Source organism: Vibrio sp. 1401 (assembly GCF_033340295.1).
Map to the genome: position 1 here is coordinate 65,020 of NZ_JAWOWF010000020.1, position 18,196 is coordinate 83,215.

General features: G+C 42.8%; 17 protein-coding genes and 1 pseudogene. 9 read left to right on the forward strand and 9 right to left on the reverse strand.

The window, feature by feature from the left end:
- Positions 1-165 precede the first annotated feature (165 nt).
- Complete coding sequence (locus R7Z77_RS12230) at positions 166-1,326, forward strand: MFS transporter (RefSeq protein ID WP_017634647.1); 1,161 nt, start codon at positions 166-168, stop codon at positions 1,324-1,326.
- A 49-nt stretch (positions 1,327-1,375) separates the two neighbouring features.
- On the opposite strand, the gene R7Z77_RS12235 is transcribed toward R7Z77_RS12230, so the two are convergent.
- Positions 1,376-1,765 (reverse strand): nitrous oxide-stimulated promoter family protein, encoded by a 390-nt coding sequence (locus R7Z77_RS12235; protein ID WP_025767744.1) that lies wholly within the window; start codon positions 1,763-1,765, stop codon positions 1,376-1,378.
- 14 nt (positions 1,766-1,779) lie between these two features.
- A complete protein-coding gene (locus R7Z77_RS12240; RefSeq protein WP_025767743.1) occupies positions 1,780-2,289 on the reverse strand; it encodes a GNAT family N-acetyltransferase in 510 nt (169 codons plus the stop codon).
- A 136-nt stretch (positions 2,290-2,425) separates the two neighbouring features.
- On the opposite strand from R7Z77_RS12240, the gene R7Z77_RS12245 reads away from it, so the two are divergent.
- The gene (locus R7Z77_RS12245; RefSeq protein WP_005376066.1) at positions 2,426-2,617 is read left to right on the forward strand and encodes a DUF2986 domain-containing protein; all 192 of its coding nucleotides are present in this window, start codon (positions 2,426-2,428) and stop codon (positions 2,615-2,617) included.
- A gap of 49 nt (positions 2,618-2,666) precedes the next feature.
- Here the strand turns inward: R7Z77_RS12245 and R7Z77_RS12250 are convergent, their stop codons facing one another.
- Positions 2,667-4,838 (reverse strand): TonB-dependent receptor, encoded by a 2,172-nt coding sequence (locus tag R7Z77_RS12250; RefSeq protein WP_017634648.1) that lies wholly within the window; start codon positions 4,836-4,838, stop codon positions 2,667-2,669.
- Between the two features lie 89 nt (positions 4,839-4,927).
- On the reverse strand, positions 4,928-5,665 hold the full coding sequence (locus R7Z77_RS12255) for a siderophore ferric iron reductase (protein ID WP_318111376.1): 738 nt from the start codon (positions 5,663-5,665) through the stop codon (positions 4,928-4,930).
- Between the two features lie 419 nt (positions 5,666-6,084).
- On the opposite strand from R7Z77_RS12255, the gene R7Z77_RS12260 reads away from it, so the two are divergent.
- Positions 6,085-7,416, forward strand: coding sequence for an anaerobic C4-dicarboxylate transporter (locus R7Z77_RS12260; RefSeq protein WP_005376060.1), 1,332 nt, complete (start codon positions 6,085-6,087; stop codon positions 7,414-7,416).
- Positions 7,417-7,503: 87 nt separating this feature from the next.
- Here R7Z77_RS12260 and R7Z77_RS12265 read toward each other — a convergent pair whose 3' ends face one another.
- On the reverse strand, positions 7,504-7,992 hold the full coding sequence (locus tag R7Z77_RS12265; protein ID WP_005387978.1) for an NYN domain-containing protein: 489 nt from the start codon (positions 7,990-7,992) through the stop codon (positions 7,504-7,506).
- Between the two features lie 119 nt (positions 7,993-8,111).
- On the opposite strand from R7Z77_RS12265, the gene R7Z77_RS12270 reads away from it, so the two are divergent.
- Positions 8,112-8,552: a DUF4174 domain-containing protein gene (locus tag R7Z77_RS12270; RefSeq protein WP_017820187.1), complete on the forward strand. Its 441-nt coding sequence runs from the start codon at positions 8,112-8,114 to the stop codon at positions 8,550-8,552.
- 16 nt (positions 8,553-8,568) lie between these two features.
- On the opposite strand, the gene cobA is transcribed toward R7Z77_RS12270, so the two are convergent.
- From cobA to nirB, 4 genes are all read right to left on the reverse strand, one after another.
- Entirely contained in the window at positions 8,569-9,327 is a 759-nt protein-coding gene (gene cobA / locus R7Z77_RS12275; protein ID WP_318136688.1) for a uroporphyrinogen-III C-methyltransferase, read from the reverse strand.
- A 173-nt stretch (positions 9,328-9,500) separates the two neighbouring features.
- Complete coding sequence (locus R7Z77_RS12280) at positions 9,501-10,352, reverse strand: formate/nitrite transporter family protein (protein WP_033907034.1); 852 nt, start codon at positions 10,350-10,352, stop codon at positions 9,501-9,503.
- Between the two features lie 194 nt (positions 10,353-10,546).
- Positions 10,547-10,870 carry a nitrite reductase small subunit NirD gene (gene nirD / locus R7Z77_RS12285; protein WP_005387969.1) on the reverse strand — a complete coding sequence of 108 codons (324 nt, stop codon included), beginning with the start codon at positions 10,868-10,870 and terminating at the stop codon, positions 10,547-10,549.
- Between the two features lie 13 nt (positions 10,871-10,883).
- Positions 10,884-13,448 carry a nitrite reductase large subunit NirB gene (nirB, locus tag R7Z77_RS12290; RefSeq protein WP_054575959.1) on the reverse strand — a complete coding sequence of 855 codons (2,565 nt, stop codon included), beginning with the start codon at positions 13,446-13,448 and terminating at the stop codon, positions 10,884-10,886.
- A gap of 527 nt (positions 13,449-13,975) precedes the next feature.
- Between nirB and rnk the strand changes: the two genes are divergently transcribed.
- The 5 genes and pseudogenes from rnk to R7Z77_RS12315 all read left to right on the forward strand — a co-directional run.
- Entirely contained in the window at positions 13,976-14,383 is a 408-nt protein-coding gene (gene rnk, locus R7Z77_RS12295; RefSeq protein WP_005390213.1) for a nucleoside diphosphate kinase regulator, read from the forward strand.
- A gap of 238 nt (positions 14,384-14,621) precedes the next feature.
- A complete protein-coding gene (locus R7Z77_RS12300; RefSeq protein ID WP_318136690.1) occupies positions 14,622-15,581 on the forward strand; it encodes a GGDEF domain-containing protein in 960 nt (319 codons plus the stop codon).
- A 227-nt stretch (positions 15,582-15,808) separates the two neighbouring features.
- Positions 15,809-16,795, forward strand: a complete 987-nt coding sequence (locus R7Z77_RS12305) for an ABC transporter substrate-binding protein (RefSeq protein WP_005376042.1) — start codon at positions 15,809-15,811, stop codon at positions 16,793-16,795.
- A 133-nt stretch (positions 16,796-16,928) separates the two neighbouring features.
- Positions 16,929-18,020, forward strand: coding sequence for a GGDEF domain-containing protein (locus R7Z77_RS12310; protein ID WP_318136689.1), 1,092 nt, complete (start codon positions 16,929-16,931; stop codon positions 18,018-18,020).
- Between the two features lie 50 nt (positions 18,021-18,070).
- Positions 18,071-18,196, forward strand: a pseudogene (locus tag R7Z77_RS12315) (IS5/IS1182 family transposase); the annotation flags it as partial.

Below are 18,196 nucleotides of genomic sequence, written 5' to 3' on the forward strand. Positions count from 1 at the left end.
AACCTTGTTTGTAGGTTGGCGTTTTTATGCAACTTATCAACCTATCTAGTTAACAAATATTATTTATCGAAACGACTTAAATTTATCATTTTACTTGCCTAACTATTAGCCTCATATTCGCGCCGAATAACCCTTAGATTTCATTTAACTTATAGGCGCAAAACAGTGGAAAACACAGTCGTTCCTGCAGCATCACCACGAGTTACAGTTCCAGTCGTCGCACTGTCTCTTTATGCGGTGGCTTCGGGCTATTTAATGAGCTTGATCCCTCTCATGCTCGGTGAATACAACATCTCAGCAGATTACGCGAGTTGGTTGGCGAGTGTGTTTTATGGCGGCTTATTAACCGGTGCTATTTTTATTGAACGTATCGTACGTCAAGTTGGTCACCGTAACGCGTTTATTGGTTGCTTGGCCGTATTTTCGCTAACTATCGTCACACTACCCGTGTTTGCTAACGGATTGATGTGGCTTGCCGCTCGCTTTATTGCGGGTATCGCGGTTGCTGGTGTTTTTGTCATTGTTGAATCTTGGCTAATGTCTGGAGACGAAGCATCGCGTGCGAGACGTTTGAGCTTGTACATGCTATCGCTTTATGGTGGTTCAGCATTAGGCCAGTTTGGTATTGGCGTGCTTGGCGTAAGTGGCGGCGTTCCGTTTATTGCGATCACGACGTTGATCTTAATGGCGATGCTGGTGCTAATGTTCATTGAGTGTGAGCAGCCAAACAGCCATGAATCAACCGCTTTATCATTTAAGCAAATTGCCAAACTAAACCATGCAGCAATTATTGGTTGTGTTGTTTCAGGTTTGACCTTAGGCGCGATCTACGGATTAATGCCAGTTGAGTTAACTAACCGTAAAATTAGCCATCAAGACATTGGTACATTGATGGCGCTAGTGATTCTAGGTGGCATGCTAGTTCAACCAATGGTGACCGCGTTAAACAAATACATGAGCCGCACAGTGCTAATGGCGTTTTTCTGTATTTTGGGTATTTTTTCGATCGGTATGACCTTTATTTCCTCGTCAGCCGTGGTATTGGCTGCTGCATTATTCTTTTTAGGTGCAGCTACTTTTGCCTTGTACCCGATTGCAATCAACTTAGGTTGCGAAGGACTTGATGAACGCTTTATTGTCTCTGCGACACAAGTCATGCTGTTTAGCTACAGCATCGGCTCTGTTGCTGGTCCTGTTGTCGCTGATAAATTTATGGGCCAAGAACACGGCTTGCTAGGCTACTTGTTTGCCGCTTTGGTTGCGACTGGCGTATACATGCTACTTGCTGCGAGCAAAACCAAGCAGCGTATGGCCGCTGGCCTCTAACCACGCCGCTTCTACTCAACGAAAACGAGGGCATGTCGCCCTCGTTTTTTTATTCTTCGCATTTTTGTTTAGATAAACGCTTGTGACGGTTTGACGCGTTCGCTGCAGGCTTTTCCGGTACCATTCGCTTTTCATGAAGCAAATGACGAACCGCCAAGATGGGATGTTTCAGTAACATTCTGGGGCCAGAGTAACGCATGACCAAACGCATTTGTTCTTTCGGCTCTGGTTTGTAGCAGTGAATCGGACATTTATTACACGTCGGTTTATTCTCTCCATAAGGACAGCGGTCGAGGCGCACTTCTGCGTATTCAAGCAGCTCATGACATTCTGAGCATAAGTCACGTTTTGTTCCATGATGGTCATGACAGTAAACCTCTACCATGGCTTTTACTGTCTTAAATTCAGTGGCGAGTTTGCCAAGTAAAATATCGCTCATGCGCTATCCAAAAATCACAACATCATTGTGTAAAGTTCTAACGTGCGGCCATTATCATATTGCTGCTCAACTCGTTCAAACTCAAAGCCCAGTTTTTTGAGCAAACTTATACTACGAATATTGTCATTGTTGGTGATGGCAACCAAATTATCGAGTTTCATTTCCTCTCTAGCGTATTCCAGCACTGCGGTTGCAGACTCCGTTCCGTAGCCGAAGCCATAAGCGGAAGGTAAAAATCCATATCCGAGATCATAGTGTTGTAATGTGTCACGTTTAACCAACCCACAAATCCCGATGGGTTGTCCATCTTCTTTCTTCTCTACAACGAGTAAACTCACGCCTCTAATTTTTTGCATGCGTAGCATGTTTTCTTTTATGTAACGCGCCGCTTCATATTCGGTACGAATTTGTTTGTCTCCGACAAAACGGTAGAAGTCTGGGCGGTTATAAAGTTCTAGTATAAATGGTGCATCATTTACACTCACAAGACGCAGTATCAAACGTTCGGTGTACAGTGTTTTCATTTGGGCTCCATTAAAACGCGATAGATGATTGGACATAGGAACGTACTTGAATTTTGCGACCGATACCGGCGCTTATTTAGTTGTAACTTGATAAAAAAGTAACTATCCTGCCTCGCTAAATTAAAGGACCACCACCATGAACCGCAAGAAGAAAATCAATCAGATCTTGAAAGCGAAGCAGAAGAAGCATAACGCTAAGCTACATAAGAGCAATAAGCCGCGTTATATCTCCAAAGCTGAACGCGCGAAAATGGAAGCTGAAGAACAAAACCAAGCTTCAGAACACACGGAAAACGTTGTAGACACAGCGCAGACAGATCAAGCCTAAAAGAAAAGCCGCTTCAAGCGGCTTTTTTGATATTTGGAGCGAGTTAGCTTTAGTATTCAACACTGTAGTTCAGTGTGAATGTGCGACCTCTTCCTTTGTAGTCGTACGCTGCTGCATCGTAGTGTGCTGCATAAAGAATCTGCGCACGTTGTCCCCAAGCGGTTGTGTAGTCTTCGTCAAATAGGTTTTGAATACCAAAACCTAACTGCCCGATAGGTAGTGTTACGTTACCAAGAAGATCAAACGTAGTGTATCCATCTAGTTTGTTGTTTGCGTCATCTTCGTAATCAAACATCGTCTGGCTTTGTAGACGTAGTGAATAGCCATCCTGATAGTAAGCCGCCCACGCGTTCGCTTTTGATGTACTTGCTTTACCCGCACTTAGATCTTCCCACTTACCGTTGGTTTTCAGCTCAGAAACCACATAGTGACCTGATGCACCTAACAAAATATCACGGTTTACCCAGTAGTTAATGTTTGCTTCGGCACCGTATACACGTTGCTCGTCATCAACATTGGTGATTAGGAGCGTCTTCTTGTCATACTTGATTGAGTTATCCGACACCGAGTAGTAACCCGCCGCTTGCAGTGCGACAGTATCCGTATCTAATCGGTAACCAATTTCATAGCTGTCCGTTTTGATGCCCGACATTTTTGAGTCAGATACGTTAATGCTATTGTTCAACGCGTAGTGACCATTTGCATCCGCGGCATCGTAGCTACCTTGGCCGTAGTACTTTGCAGGATCAGCGAGTTCGAAACCTTGAGAGAAGTTCGCCCAAAGCTGAGATTCATCGTTAAGCTGATAAATGGTGCCCAAATTAAATAAGCTCACAGAGTAGTCAGTGCTGCCACCTGGTACCGCATCCGCTGATACACCATTACCCGATGCGATCTTCTTTTGTATACTATAGGCAACAAAATCATCAATCTTATTGTCCATGTATTGGTAGCGGTAGCCTGCTTGTACTGACCAATCTTGATTGATTTGGTAATCCCCTTGGACAAACATTGCGTAAGACGCCACATCAACATCTGGGTAACGCCCCACTTCGGCATAGGTTCGATTAATTAAGTTCCCAGAGCTGTTCGCAATGGTTGGATCGAACAGAGCCTGGTTACTTTCAAAACGGTCTAAGTACGCATCGACACCATAAACAAGTTTGAATGACTCCCAGCTTTTAGCTAACGCTAAGCGCCCAGCAAAAACTTCTGTTTTTTGTTGAGAGGCACTTTGGTAATAAGGAGTAAAGGTTTGGTCTTCACTACGGTAAGATAACTCGCCTATCAGTTGATGACCGAATACGCTGTCGTGAGCGTAGTTCGCACTTAAGAGAACTCGCTCTGTACCATGTTCACGGTCGGAATCGAACCCCTCTCGTACATCAACAAATTTATTGTTAACAATGTACAAACCGTATGGCGAATCTTGCTGGCTGTCATAGTATTGTGCGACAAGGTTTAACTTGCTGGCATCGGAGATTTGAATCTCGGTCGATCCCATAACATCGAGCGTTGAATTATACTGCAAAGAGCCCTGTGAAATGTCTGGGGTGACAATGTCGCCATTTGCGTCAAATGCACCTTGTGTCTCGGTGTACACAACCGAACCTCTAGCGGTAATTCGCTCATTACCACCCGAGATAGACTGAGCGAGTTTGTAATCAAAGTCATCGCTGCTATTAAAGCCTGTAGTGCCACTCACGTAGGATTCAAACGACAAGTCATCCGAGTACGCTTTCTTGGTGATAATGTTAATAACACCACCAGTAGCGCCTGCACCATAAATGGAGGTTGCACCAGATAGTACTTCAATTCGCTCGATGTTGAATGGGTCTATTGCATCTAACTGACGACTAATCGGGCGAGAAGACTGTAACGAGACACCATCAATCATTACCAACATTGCTCTACCGCGAAGGTTCTGACCATAGTTAGTTCGACCACCGGTGCCGACGTCTAAAGAAGGGATGGTTGCAGAAAGAATATCACCCAGTGTCTTGCCCGCACGATATTGCTGAGCAATCTCTTCTTGGCCAACAAACCAAACCGTTCCTGGAATATCGGAGATCGATTTCGGCATCACACTGCCTACAACAACCAATTGCTCATCGCTCGGAGTCGATGTTTGTTGAAGATCTTCTGCTGCTATTGAGCTAACTGCGTATCCACTGCTCATCGCAAGTACGATGAGATTGAAAGAAAACGTCCTTTTCATCATTGTATTTATCTTTTTGTTGTCAACAAGAGCATGCAATGATACTTATTCTCACTCTCAAATCGAGCACTGTTACACAAGTTAAATAAATGTTAATTAAGAACCTTCTTGCTCATAAGCTGTCGATTTTCCTCTAAACGAGGACAATCTGCACAAAGCTTTCTGCCTTCACACTTATAGACTAAACAACAACTTTTTCTTACTAACTTTAGCGGCTGATCAGATTCCGTCTCATGAAGTGAGCGGCTATTATCAACATCCAAACCCATTGCGCTTAGCCACAAGACCGCATGCTCCTGAAGTGTCGAGTTAGTCATTTGCGGAAAGCGCTGTTGGAGACGAATTAAACAAGCCATGATTCCGTCCGACATCAATTGATGGGTGAAGCCAGGACGAATGCGTGTCCATTGACTCATCTCTTGTTGATAGAAGTCGAACAGTTCTCGGATTTGACGCCCCGCCTCTTTTATCAACGCCTCTGGCTCGCCATGTATATGCGCTTCGTCGGAGAATCGGTACCCAGAAACAAAACAAGGTTTGAGGTGCTGCGCTATCTCGCGAATGTTTGGCAACGTGTGGTAACCGTAAATAGAGATGAATGCGACATAAACTGGCTGCCAACAAAGTAAATCCCACGTTCTTGTCAACCAATATGCTTTTCCCGCTTCCGGATGAGCCTCCGAGATTTGCTGGTAAAGGCCTTGGATGATCGGGTTGATATCATTTTCGATATGGATAGCTTCTTGCCCTATCTCGCCGATATCACCGTGTAGGTAAGGTGTTATCTCACTCGAAGTTTGAAACAGTTGCGGGAAAAATTGCTCAGACATGATGGCTTATTGTAGTTGTATTCATTCTGACACCTTTATACCCAAGCACTAATCGCAATGCAAACTATTATCCTTTGCGTTTTCATAACAAAGAAACACTCTTAGGGTTAGCTATGACTGTATTTCCGCGTTCTGTGAAACTGTAAGGTCTGGTTACGTATGCGATGAATAGCAACAAACTCTTAAACCTCTTCGCATTTAACGCTCACATGATCGCAAAAATACACAGCATAAAAACACCCTGATAAAACTGTGTTAACAGTTCACCTGTGTAGCGTGAGTTATTGCCAATAATTGAATATTGCTGTTTCTTATCCAGCGGATTGTGAACAACATGAAGTATTTTCTTTCTGAATATCGAGACAATACAAAGAGGTAATTTGGCTATGTAGCCCTCTGTTTTGAATAAGGAAATCCACATGTTGTATCTTGAGTTTCTATTTTTGCTCGTGATGCTGTATATCGGCTCACGTTATGGTGGTATAGGCCTTGGGGTCGTATCCGGAATTGGCTTGGTGATTGAAGTCTTCATCTTTAAGATGCCGCCAACCTCTCCTCCTGTCACCGTCATGTTGATCATTTTAGCGGTGGTAACATGTGCTTCCATTCTTGAAGCCGCTGGCGGTTTGAAATACATGCTGCAAGTTGCCGAGCGTGTGCTTCGTAAGAACCCAAAACGCGTCACCCTTATTGCTCCGTTCGTGACTTACTTTATGACCTTCCTACTTGGTACAGGTCACGCGGTTTACTCTATCATGCCAATCATTGGCGACGTTGCGCTTAAAAACGGCATTCGTCCAGAGCGTCCTATGGCTGCCGCTTCTGTCGCCTCTCAAATCGCAATCACAGCCTCGCCAATTTCAGCGGCCGTAGTTTACTACTTGGCGCAACTCTCTGATATTCAACACGAGATCACTCTGCTCTCAATTCTGCTCGTTACTGTACCTGCAACCTTATTCGGTACGTTGTTGATGTCACTTTACAGCCTAAAGCGTGGTAAAGAACTAGACGACGATGAAGAATACCAAGAGCGTTTGAAAGATCCTGTGTGGAGAGAAAAAATCCTCAACACAACTGCAACGTCTCTTGATGAAGTACTACCAACAAGTGCTCGTAACTCTGTATTGCTGTTCATTGCATCGATCTTGGTTATCGTCGTTATCGCGATGTGGCCAGACATTCGTACCATCGTAGATGGCTCGAAGCCAATCAGCATGGCGGTTGTGATTCAAATGATGATGCTCTGCTTCGGCGGTATCATTTTGCTTGCGACCAAAACTGACCCGCGTGACGTACCAAATGGGGTGGTATTTAAATCTGGTATGGTGGCGGCGATTGCTATCTTCGGTATTGCATGGATGTCAGATACCTACTTCCAGTACGCTATGCCTCAATTTAAATCCGGCATCGTAGAGATGGTAACCAACTACCCTTGGACATTCGCGCTTGCGTTATTCATCGTGTCGGTTGTGGTGAACTCTCAAGCTGCAACGGCTCGCATGATGCTACCTGTTGGTCTCGGCTTAGGTTTGGAACCTGCGCTGCTTATCGGCTTGATGCCAGCGGTATATGGCTACTTCTTTATTCCCAACTACCCTTCAGATATCGCGACTGTGAACTTCGATACCTCGGGCACAACTAAGATTGGTAAGTGGTACTTCAACCACTCATTCATGTCTGTGGGCTTAATCGGCGTGATTGGTGCGTGTTGCTTGGGTTACTTGCTAGGGCAAATGATCATTCCTTCGTAACTAGCCAAATCAACGATAAATTAGAGGCGAGTCATTGTACGTTTTCGTACAGCCTGAGTGACTCGCCTTTCTTTATTGCACTATTAACTACAGCAAGAAATCGTCATCAATCGCGACAAAATTGTCGGCACAATCAATCAGAGTTTGAGATGTAAGTTTAGGTACACCATAAACGGTCACCGTTTTATTGAAGCGCTGCTGAATTCTCTCTACTAGCAGACTAAAGTCTCCATCTCCCGAAACTAGAATCACTTCCTCAACTTCGGGAGCAATTTCAATTGCATCGAGAGTAATACCCACATCCCAATCGCCTTTCGAGCTGCCATCACGACGCTGGATGTAGGGTTTAAGCATCACCTCAAATCCAACACCGCGTAAAATGTGATGAAACTGACGTTGTTTTGGATCGTTACTCGCGATGGCATAAGCACGAGCACTTACCACCTCTTTCCCTTGTGTGGCGACATACCAAAACTGGTTGTAATCAAAATTGCTTCGATACGCTTCGCGACAGGTGTAATACACATTCTGTACATCAACCAAAATGGCGATTTTTTGTTTGCTTTCCGAACTCATCTATTTCTACGCTCAATTTATTTGCTGCCTACCCTATGCCAGTTTTGGAAAAAGCACAATGAGCCAATTCCACTAAACTTAACGTATAAAAAGTTATTTGGGTTTCTAGGGGAACTGTCATGGGCGGAAAGTTACTAGTGATACTGCTTTCTTGTATCTTGTCATCGACAGCATTTGGTTATCCAGCGCACTCCAAATACTGGCCACATAGAAGTGTGCTCTACTTTGCGCCGGAAAATGATGAATACGTCAAACAATTCTTGCTAGAAACACTTATGAATGAGTGTGAGTTGGAAGACAGAGATGTCGTCACACTGGTCATTACAGAACAAGGTTATACCTTTCCTGCTTGGCTTAAAGAAGAGTTCGACCTAAAAATGCTAGCTCGTCTTTATGCGGTCGAAAAAGGTTCTCATACTGCTATTTTGCTTGGTAAAGATGGTCTAGAAAAGCACCGTTGGGGCGCAGAAACAGACTGGCCGTTTATCAACAACCTCATTGATCAAATGCCTATGCGTAAGCAAGAAATGCAGAGGCAACAAAGCCCCTGTAAAATATAGTCACTTCTGGGCAGTATTACTTTGCGAACCAATCCAACTTGTTGTGAAGTTGAGTCACGCTGCCAACCACAATCAATGCTGGGCTCACGGCTTGCTCTGCCATGATCGATAGCTCGTTCAACTTTCCTTGGAACACGCGCTGCTCTGGGCGCGTACCGTTTTCAATAATGGCGCATGACATCTCAGGATCTAACCCATGAGTGATCAGCTTATCCATAATATGGCCGCTTTGCTTCAACCCCATATAGAACACAAGTGTGTTGTTGGATTGCGCTAGTGAATGCCATTCAATCTCACACCCATCTTTTTGTACATGACCAGTGATAAATTGAACACTTTGAGCATAGTCACGGTGCGTTAATGGAATACCAGCGTATGCCGTTGCACCCGCCGCCGCCGTAATACCAGGAACCACTTCGTATTTGATGCCAAATTCGGCTAGCTCTTCTAGCTCTTCACCACCACGGCCAAAGATAAATGAGTCCCCACCTTTTAGGCGCACAACGCGTTTACCTTCTTGCGCTTTCTGCACCAAGATTTGGTTGATTTGATCTTGAGGCACACAGTGAAAGTCTAATTTTTTACCTACGTAGATCATCTCTGCTGATGCGTGAGCCAATTCAAGAATGTCTTTCGACACCAATCGGTCGTACACCACAACTTCAGCCGCTTGAATGGCTTTTAAGCCTTTTACTGTGAGCAAATCAGGATCACCTGGACCTGCACCAACAAGAGAAACAAAGCCGCTGTTTAAAGATGAGTTAACAGTTGTCATATCAACGCCTATCGAAAATTTGGACATAAAAAGTAACACTCAAGTCATTAACTCAAGGTTAAAATCACCCCAAGGAGTTATTACTTTTTATAGTTAAATCAATACAATACTTATCGAAAGTTAAATGAGTTGAACAGCCCTACCTACCATAGGTAGGGCCAGATAAAAGCGGTTTATTTTGCGATTGCAGGCTCTGTTTTTACTTCTTCTTCAACTACGTTGATAGAAGGCGCTGTTTTTGCGTGAGTTAGGTACAGTGGAATACAAGTCATTACGAGACCACCGACAATATTACCTAGAATGGTTGGAATAAGGTTGAAGTTCAACCAAGTCGCGATACCAAAATCCGCACCTAGAATCATACCTAGTGGGAATAGGAACATGTTTACTACGGTGTGTTCAAATACTAGCGCAAAGAAGATGAAGATTGGGAACCACATCATTGCTACACGACCAGACACTGAACGTGCTGTCATGTTGCCGATAACGCCAAGACACACCATTAGGTTACAGAAGATGCCGCGTACGAAACACGTGATCCATCCGTCCATACCCATGTTTTCAAAACCAAGGCTACGCGCGGTAGAAACAGCGACAAATTTCTTCGCTACTGCGTTCAGTTCTAGAGAGAAGTTACCTGTTAGAGAGATAGCCACTAGGTAAGCAACGATCAGAGAACCGATAAGGTTACCCAAGCCTACAAGACCCCAACAACGGAAGATACGACCCCAAGTGATGCCCGGACGGTTCGCAAACTTAGCCAGAGGCGCTAGACCAAAAACACCGGTTACTAGGTCATAACCCATCACACTTAGAATTACGAAACCAACGGGGAAAACAAGTGCACCTACAAGGCCGATACCCGTTTGTACAATCGCGGTAATAGCAACCACCACCGCAAGCGAAAGAATAACGCCAGCCATCGTACCGCGAAGCAGAAGATCTCGCGTGCTTGTATTGGTTTTCGCTTCACCAACATTGATCATGGTTTGCACGAATTCTGCAGGCTTAAAATCAGTAGACATGAATGTGTCCTTATCCAAAATTGAAAGTTAAAAAGTTAAAGATTTAATAGAGAAAGGCTTCCCGTTGACACCTGAACGCTGTCTACAACACCTCGCTTCCCTGTTCCCCTGAGTTGATGCTTGGAAAGCCTTTGTCTATTAAATCTAGGTTTCAGTTCATTCCCTCCCCTAAGAGGAGGGAATGAAAACCAAGCTTACGCAGAGATTTCTACTTCGCCGTTTGTTACGCGGGTTTTGTACGCTTTCACGCTAAAACGCTCGTCTTCCATGCACGCACCTGTTGTCAGGTTAAAGCGTTGCTTCTTAAGTGGGCTAGCCACCCAAAGCTCGCCTTGGTGCTCACAGATCAAACCGCGAGAAAGCACGTTTGATTGGAAGAACGGGTCTGTGTTGCTGATCGCCAGCACTTCTTCTGCTTGTGTTGGGCGGAATACCGCAACTTGCTGACCATCAACCAGTGCACAAACACCCGTGCCCGGTACGATGTCGCTGATTTGGCAAATCTTTTCAAATGACATAATCAACCTTCCCTTATGCTTCAGTGATCGCTACGTGTAGGATGTCGCCTTTCGCTTCAGGGTGTTTTTCCGTGAAGGTTGCTGGGCGGTGCTGTTCACGCTCTTGTACAAACACGACGTTTTCATCGCGCTTGTCAGAGTTGATGAAGTGCGCGAAACGAGTCAGTTGTGATTCGTCGTTGATGGTCGCAGTCCACTCACACTCGTACTCGTCTACAAGCTTCGCTACGTCTGCCTCTAGTTGAGCGTTGATACCAAGCTTGTCGTTAACAATCACTTCGCGTAGGTAGTCAACGCCACCTTCCATGTTTTCCATCCAAACTGATGTGCGTTGTAGTGGCGCAGCAGTACGGATGTAGAACATCATGAAGCGGTCGATGTACTTGATTAGTGTTTCTTTATCTAGGTCACTTGCAAGTAGGTCTGCGTGACGAGGTTTCATGCCGCCGTTACCACATACGTACATGTTCCAACCTGCGTCAGTCGCGATGATGCCAAGGTCTTTACCTTGTGCTTCCGCACACTCACGAGTACAACCAGAAACACCGAACTTCATCTTATGAGGTGTACGAATGCCTTTGTAACGGTTCTCGATGTAAGAACCCAGACCAACAGAGTCTTGAACGCCGTAACGACACCAAGTTGAGCCCACACATGTCTTCGCCATACGAAGTGCTTTTGCGTACGCTTGACCTGTTTCGAAACCAGCGTCGATAAGCTTGCGCCAGATCTCTGGAAGATCGTCTTTTTGAGCACCAAACAGACCAATACGTTGAGCACCGGTTACTTTGGTGTATAGGTTGTATTCTGCTGCAACGTTCGCTAGTGCACTCAGTGCTTGAGGTGTTACTTCGCCACCCGCCATACGTGGGATAACAGAGTAAGTACCGTCTTTTTGGATGTTACCTAGGAAGTTATCGTTCGTGTCGTGCAGCTTAACCAGTTGTGGCTTAAGAATGTGCTCACCCCAGCAAGAAGCCAAGATAGAACCAGCCAGTGGTTTACAAACTTCACAGCCGTAACCTTTGCCGTATTTCTCTAGAAGCTCATCAAACGTTTTGATCTCTTCAATGCGGATTAGGTGGAACAGCTCTTGGCGTGAGTATGCAAAGTGCTCACACACGTCGTTCTTCACTTCGATACCAGATTTAGCAAGCTCAGCATTTAGAACAGAGGTCACTAGAGGAATACAACCACCACAGCCTGTACCCGCGCCCGTCACGGCTTTGATGTCGCCCAACGTGTGGTGACCATTAGCGACCGCTTGTGCGACCTTGCCTTTTGTCACGTCGAAACAAGAACAGATCACTGCGCTTTCTGGTAGAGCGTCTGCACCTAGTGCTGGTTTCTCAGCGCCTGCGTGTGCAGGAAGGATCAACGCATCCGGGTGTTCTGGTAGGTCGATTTCGTTCAACATAAGTTGAAGCAGGTCGCCGTAGTCAGACGTATCGCCAACCATAACCGCGCCAAGCAGTTTCTTGTTGTCTTCAGAAACGACAAGACGTTTGTAAACTTCTTGCTCTTCGTTCTGGTAAACGTAACTCTTACACCCTTCAGTACGACCGTTCGCGTCACCGATAGAGCCTACTTTCACGCCAAGAAGTTTCAGCTTCGCAGACATGTCAGCGCCTTCGAATTTGCTTTCTGTGTTACCTAGTAGGTGGTCAACAGCAACGGTCGCCATCTTGTAGCCAGGAGCAACAAGGCCGTAGAACATTTCGTTCCAAGACGCACACTCACCGATAGCGTAGATGTTCTCATCAGAAGTCTGACAATGGTCGTTGATAGCAACACCGCCACGAGGTGCCACTTCTAGCTCCATTTGGCGTGCTAGTTTGTCTTGTGGGCGAATACCTGCAGAGAATACGATGAAGTCTGTTTCTAGCTCTGAACCGTCAGCAAAACGCATAACGTTGCGTGCGTTTGTGCCTTCTGCCGCAATCTCAAGCGTGTTTTTGCTGGTGTGAACGTTCACGCCCATACGCTCGATCTTTTGACGAAGTTGGTTACCACCAGCCAGGTCAAGTTGCTCAGCCATTAGCTTTGGCGCGAACTCAACAACGTGCGTTTCTACACCCAGTGCTTTCAGTGCGCCTGCTGCTTCAAGGCCTAGCAGACCACCACCGACAACAACGCCTGATTTGCTCTTCTTCGCACACGCTTCGATCGCTTTAAGATCTTCGATAGTACGGTAAACAAAACAGTCTTTGCTTTCGTGACCTTTGATAGGTGGAACAAATGGGAATGAGCCAGTAGCAAGAATCAGCTTGTCGTATTGAACTTCTCGGCCAGTGCTTGAGTAAACAATGCGGTTTTCACGGTTGATGTTAATCGCGCGTTCGCCGATCAGCATGTTAATACCGTGTTTCTCGTAGAAGCCTTCTTTCACTAAAGAAAGTTCATCTGCAGTATGGTGAGAAAAGTAAGAGGAAAGGTGCACACGGTCGTATGCGACACGAGGTTCTTCACAGAAAACCGTAATGTCCATATTAGACATATCAGCTTTCTCGACTAAGTCTTCAATATAACGGTGCCCTACCATACCGTTACCGATGACTACTAGCTTCAACTTGCTCATTATAATTCCTAAGGGTTAGGTTCTTATCACTGAGCTCATTGTTAATTGTGAAAGAAAATTAATACATGATGTAAATCAATTACAATTTCAAACTACCCTAAAGGGGTAGATGAACGTATTTATCTGACTATTGCGAAATAAAAAGTAATTTATTAACGGATATTGGTAGTTTTAACAAACTGAGATAACCGAAGCCATGCTAGCAACGGACTATACCGTTTTGCTTTTATGAAGTTAGGCTGACCATCGAAACCGAGCACACCTACGATAAATCCTGCTTTGCTTCTAAACGACGCACTCACTTGACTTCACCGTTTCAAGGTGATCAGAGAACAATATCTGAAGTGATTGAAAGATTTAGAAAAATCAAGCTTCACAACAAAAATTTTTTACTAGCTAAGTCGCACTATAAAGACTAAAATCAGGTTTAGTTCATATGGAATAGCGTCCATATGATTGATACCGTAATTGACATATAGAGTGCCGTCCCATTTTTGTGAGGCGGCCTTTTATTTGGGAGTCATAAAATGTCAGAAAACAATTCTATCTACATCTCAAGCTTAGATATGAACCGAATCACGGCTTTGTTGGATAAAATGCCAAACATCGCAGCGGAGCTTGTGGAATTAGAAGCAGAGCTCGACCGAGCAACAGTTCTTGAGCCAGAACAAATGCCAGATAACGTGGTCACGATGAACTCGACTGTAGAGTTTAAATTTTCAGGTGAAGATAGAACCATGACAAAGACACTGGTTTACCCTTCTGAACTGAAAAGCAGTGATGATATCTCTATTTTTGCACCCGTAGGCAGCGCACTGATCGGTTTGTCTGTCGGCCAAAAACTTGACTGGCCAATGCCAAATAATCAAGTGAAGACAATTGAAATTGTCGATATCACATACCAACCTGAGCGTTGTGGTGCACTAAACCGCTAACCCTCAGTAGTCCCGGTGCAAAGGCCTCCATTTAAGACTTTGCACCAGGAGAGCCCCTCGCTTACCCCCTATTTCCTTCTTTGTTTTCCAAGCATTTACTTTACTGCTCTTAAGTAACATCACCGATTCTTTATTATTTACCGCATATTCAATATTTATATCTCCAAGCTCAATCATAGAAATTGCAAAGTATTTTTCGTATATTGTCGCTCCGAAAACGACGTAAATTATGCGCAAAATGGAAGAATATCTAACTCGAATTGCCTGCTTAGAAAAAGAAAATGAAGAGCTGAAGCGGAAGAATGCGCGACTACAAGAAAAGTTGAATGCTGCACTCGACAGTAATGGACTGTGTTTGTGGGAGCAGCATATTCCTTCAGGTACTTTGACGATATTCAATATGCAGTGGGGAAAAATGCTAGGTTATCAGCCCCATGAGTTAACCGCGACGGTTGAAACGTGGAAAAACAATCTCCACCCTGAAGATTATGATCTTGCGGTGGGTGCATTTGAAGATCACCTAGCAGGCAAGACCGACCTTTATGAGGTAGTGCATCGCATGATTCATAAAGACGGCAGTGATAGCTGGGTCTACGATCGAGGGCGCATCGTCGAGTATGGTTCTGATGGCGAACCACTACGGATGATGGGTACTCATATCGATATTACAAAAGAAAAGCGTTATGAGCAGCAACTGGCCAAGTTGGCTTCGAGTGATCCATTGACTGGATTGTTAAATAGAAAAGCAATTGAGGAAAACTTTAATCATCAACCTCAAACCGAACCGTCTCAGCAGTCTGCTTTAGTGTTTGTTGATATAGATAATTTTAAAGCAGTTAACGACCAGCTAGGCCATCATACTGGCGACACCCTCCTCATCAATATCGCCAATAGCTTAACAGAGCTTGCGTCAAGCAAGTCTCAAGTTGGACGCATAGGAGGCGATGAATTTGTTATCTTAAACTGGCATTCAAGTCGAGAGGAAATATCCCAACTTTGCAATCAACTCTTAGATTCAATCATTCCAGCGATAAATCAAGACTTACATAAAGTAACGATAGGAATGAGTATCGGTGTTTGTCTCTTTAACAAAGGAAAGCAACCGTTTAATGAAGTGTATCAAAAAGCCGATCACGCAATGTATGAGATAAAGAAAAATGACAAAAATGGAGTACAATTTTTCAACTTAAAAAGTTGATATCTCTCCATAAATCATCATGTTATGAAATCAGTCATTTGCTACAACTTGAACTAACTAAAGATAAATTCTTTATATCTAAGCCAGTTACCGAAATTACCCCTAGGTACTCATAAATTTGGCACGATACAAATAAATCCCCTCCTCTCCTAGCATCAACCCAATAAGCAACTACACTCATTTAACTGATAGATTAATTACTACTATTATGAAGGGAGTTGTTTTTGATGGATACAAAACAGATTTCTACAGTTATCATAATTTTAGTTCTTTCTGCATTAGTAGTTGCTTATTTAAAGTTAACAACGGTATCAAATGCTATCCACAAACCTACAACAATCGGTATATCTAAGACGCCTCTGTCAGCCCCTTTTATCATTGCAGAGCACATAGGTGCGTTTGAAGAAAACGATTTAAACGTCGAACTTATCATGTGCTTTGGAGGGGTCGAATGTTCAAACCTACTTCTAGAAAACCATGTTAATTACGCCACTTTTTCTGAAAGCGTACTGATGTTTAAAAGCTTTGAATACAAAGATTTAGCATTAATCACTTCTTTTGCATCTTCTACGAATGATATTAAGCTGCTAACTAAAAAGCGGTCTGGCATAGAAAGTATAGATAAATTACCAGGAAAAAAGGTTGGTGTAATAAAAAAGAGCGCTAGCGAATATTACTTAGACTTGTTGCTACAGGTAAATGACATTGATTTAGAAAAAGTAGAAAAAATATCATCAACAACGCAGGTTATTATAAATCATTTAATGCAAGGAAACGTCGATGCAATATCTACTTGGGAGCCATACGGATTTATGGCCAAGAATAGAATAAATGAAGAAGTAAAGAACATAGGAATTATTGGCGTGTATAAACTTTACTTTTTGCTTGTATCAAAAGAAATACACATTGAAAAATCAGATCAAGAAGTAATGAAAATAATAAAGTCACTTCATCACTCAATTAACTGGATGGATAAAAACCCTCATTTAACAATGAAAATACTATCACAAAAACTTAACACAACAGTTGAAGAAATATCTTGGAGTTGGGATGATTATAACTTTCGATTAAATTTAACGAATTCTTTATTATTTACATTACAATCAGAAGCTAATTGGGCATTAAAACAAAACTATGTAGAAGGACAGATTCCAAATTACAGAAAAATATTTAAAGAAAACTATATCAATTCATATTTTGATGGTCTAGATTAAAATGCATCGTTCGTTAAACCACTATTTAGCATCACTATTCAGTCTAAGCGTAATACTATGTATCAGCGTTATAGTATACATAAGCTTCATAAAAATAGAAGATTATAAAGCCAAGAAACAATTAAACCAAATAATGGACATACAAATATCATTAGAGTCATTAAGTAGTTATCTTTGGGCTTACACTCAAAATAGGGGAAAAAACAATTTCACACAATTCATGATTTCTCATAACAAATTAAACGAATTATTATCTCAAAATGAAGATGTTTTATACCTTACTAAAGACCTAAAAAAAATGAATCTCGAACTGTATTTTTTAGTTCAATACGAAAATAATCATTTACTAGACAAAGATCGCCATTATGATTCAGTCGTAAATTATAATAAATCAAATCCTGTCATACAATCCAGAATAAACATTGTATCCCAGGATATGAATAATGAAATAATATATATTTATAAAAAAATACTTAATAATAAGTCTACAAAACTACAAAATTTAAATTATTACACTCAAGCAGGTATTATTTTTATCTCTCTGGTTGTTATGCTATTATGCTTTTATATAAAAATAAAGTTCAAGAGAAGCTTTCAAAGGTTTATAAATGGAATAAAACAATTAAGCAGGTCAAATTTTGACTATAAAATCCCTTCAGAAAATCAATTCACGGAATTTGAAAATCTGTCTTGTTACTTCAATAAAATGGCGGCATTGTTAAACCACACAACAATATCAAAATCAAAACTTAAAGAAGAAGTAGAGAATCAAACTTCAGTTCTAAATCGTCAAAAAGAAAGTTTGGTATTTTTGTCTGAGCACGACTCCTTAACTAATATCTACAATCGTCGAGCAATAGAAAAACATTTGATCCAGCTTACGCGTAATTTCAGAGGCAGTGAGAATAGTTTTAGTTTGTTTTTTATAGATTTAAATTTATTTAAGGATATTAACGATAGCCATGGCCATGAGGCAGGTGATGCAGTGTTAAAATCTGTAGCTAGTAGATTATCAAGTATTATCGACGAATCAGACATGGTAGGCCGCTTTGGTGGAGATGAATTTATTATTATTCATCGTTCACACACAACAGGTACGTCTCTGTCTGCATGTGCACTACGCTATATCCAAGAAATAGAAAAAGTAATTCATTTTAAAGGTAAAGAGTTATGCGTCGGAGCTAGCATTGGTATTGGGCTTTGTTGCGTAATTCGATGGAACTAAATCAAGAAACTACGATCTGAGCGGCTACGCCCATCAATCGTCGTAGCCTCATGCCTAAACCTCGTTACAAAACAACTAACTGGAAGCAGTACAATAAATCCTTAATCAACCGTGGTTCTCTGACCTTTTGGATTGATGAGGAAGCGATAGCTGAGTGGAAGCAAAACAAACAAGGC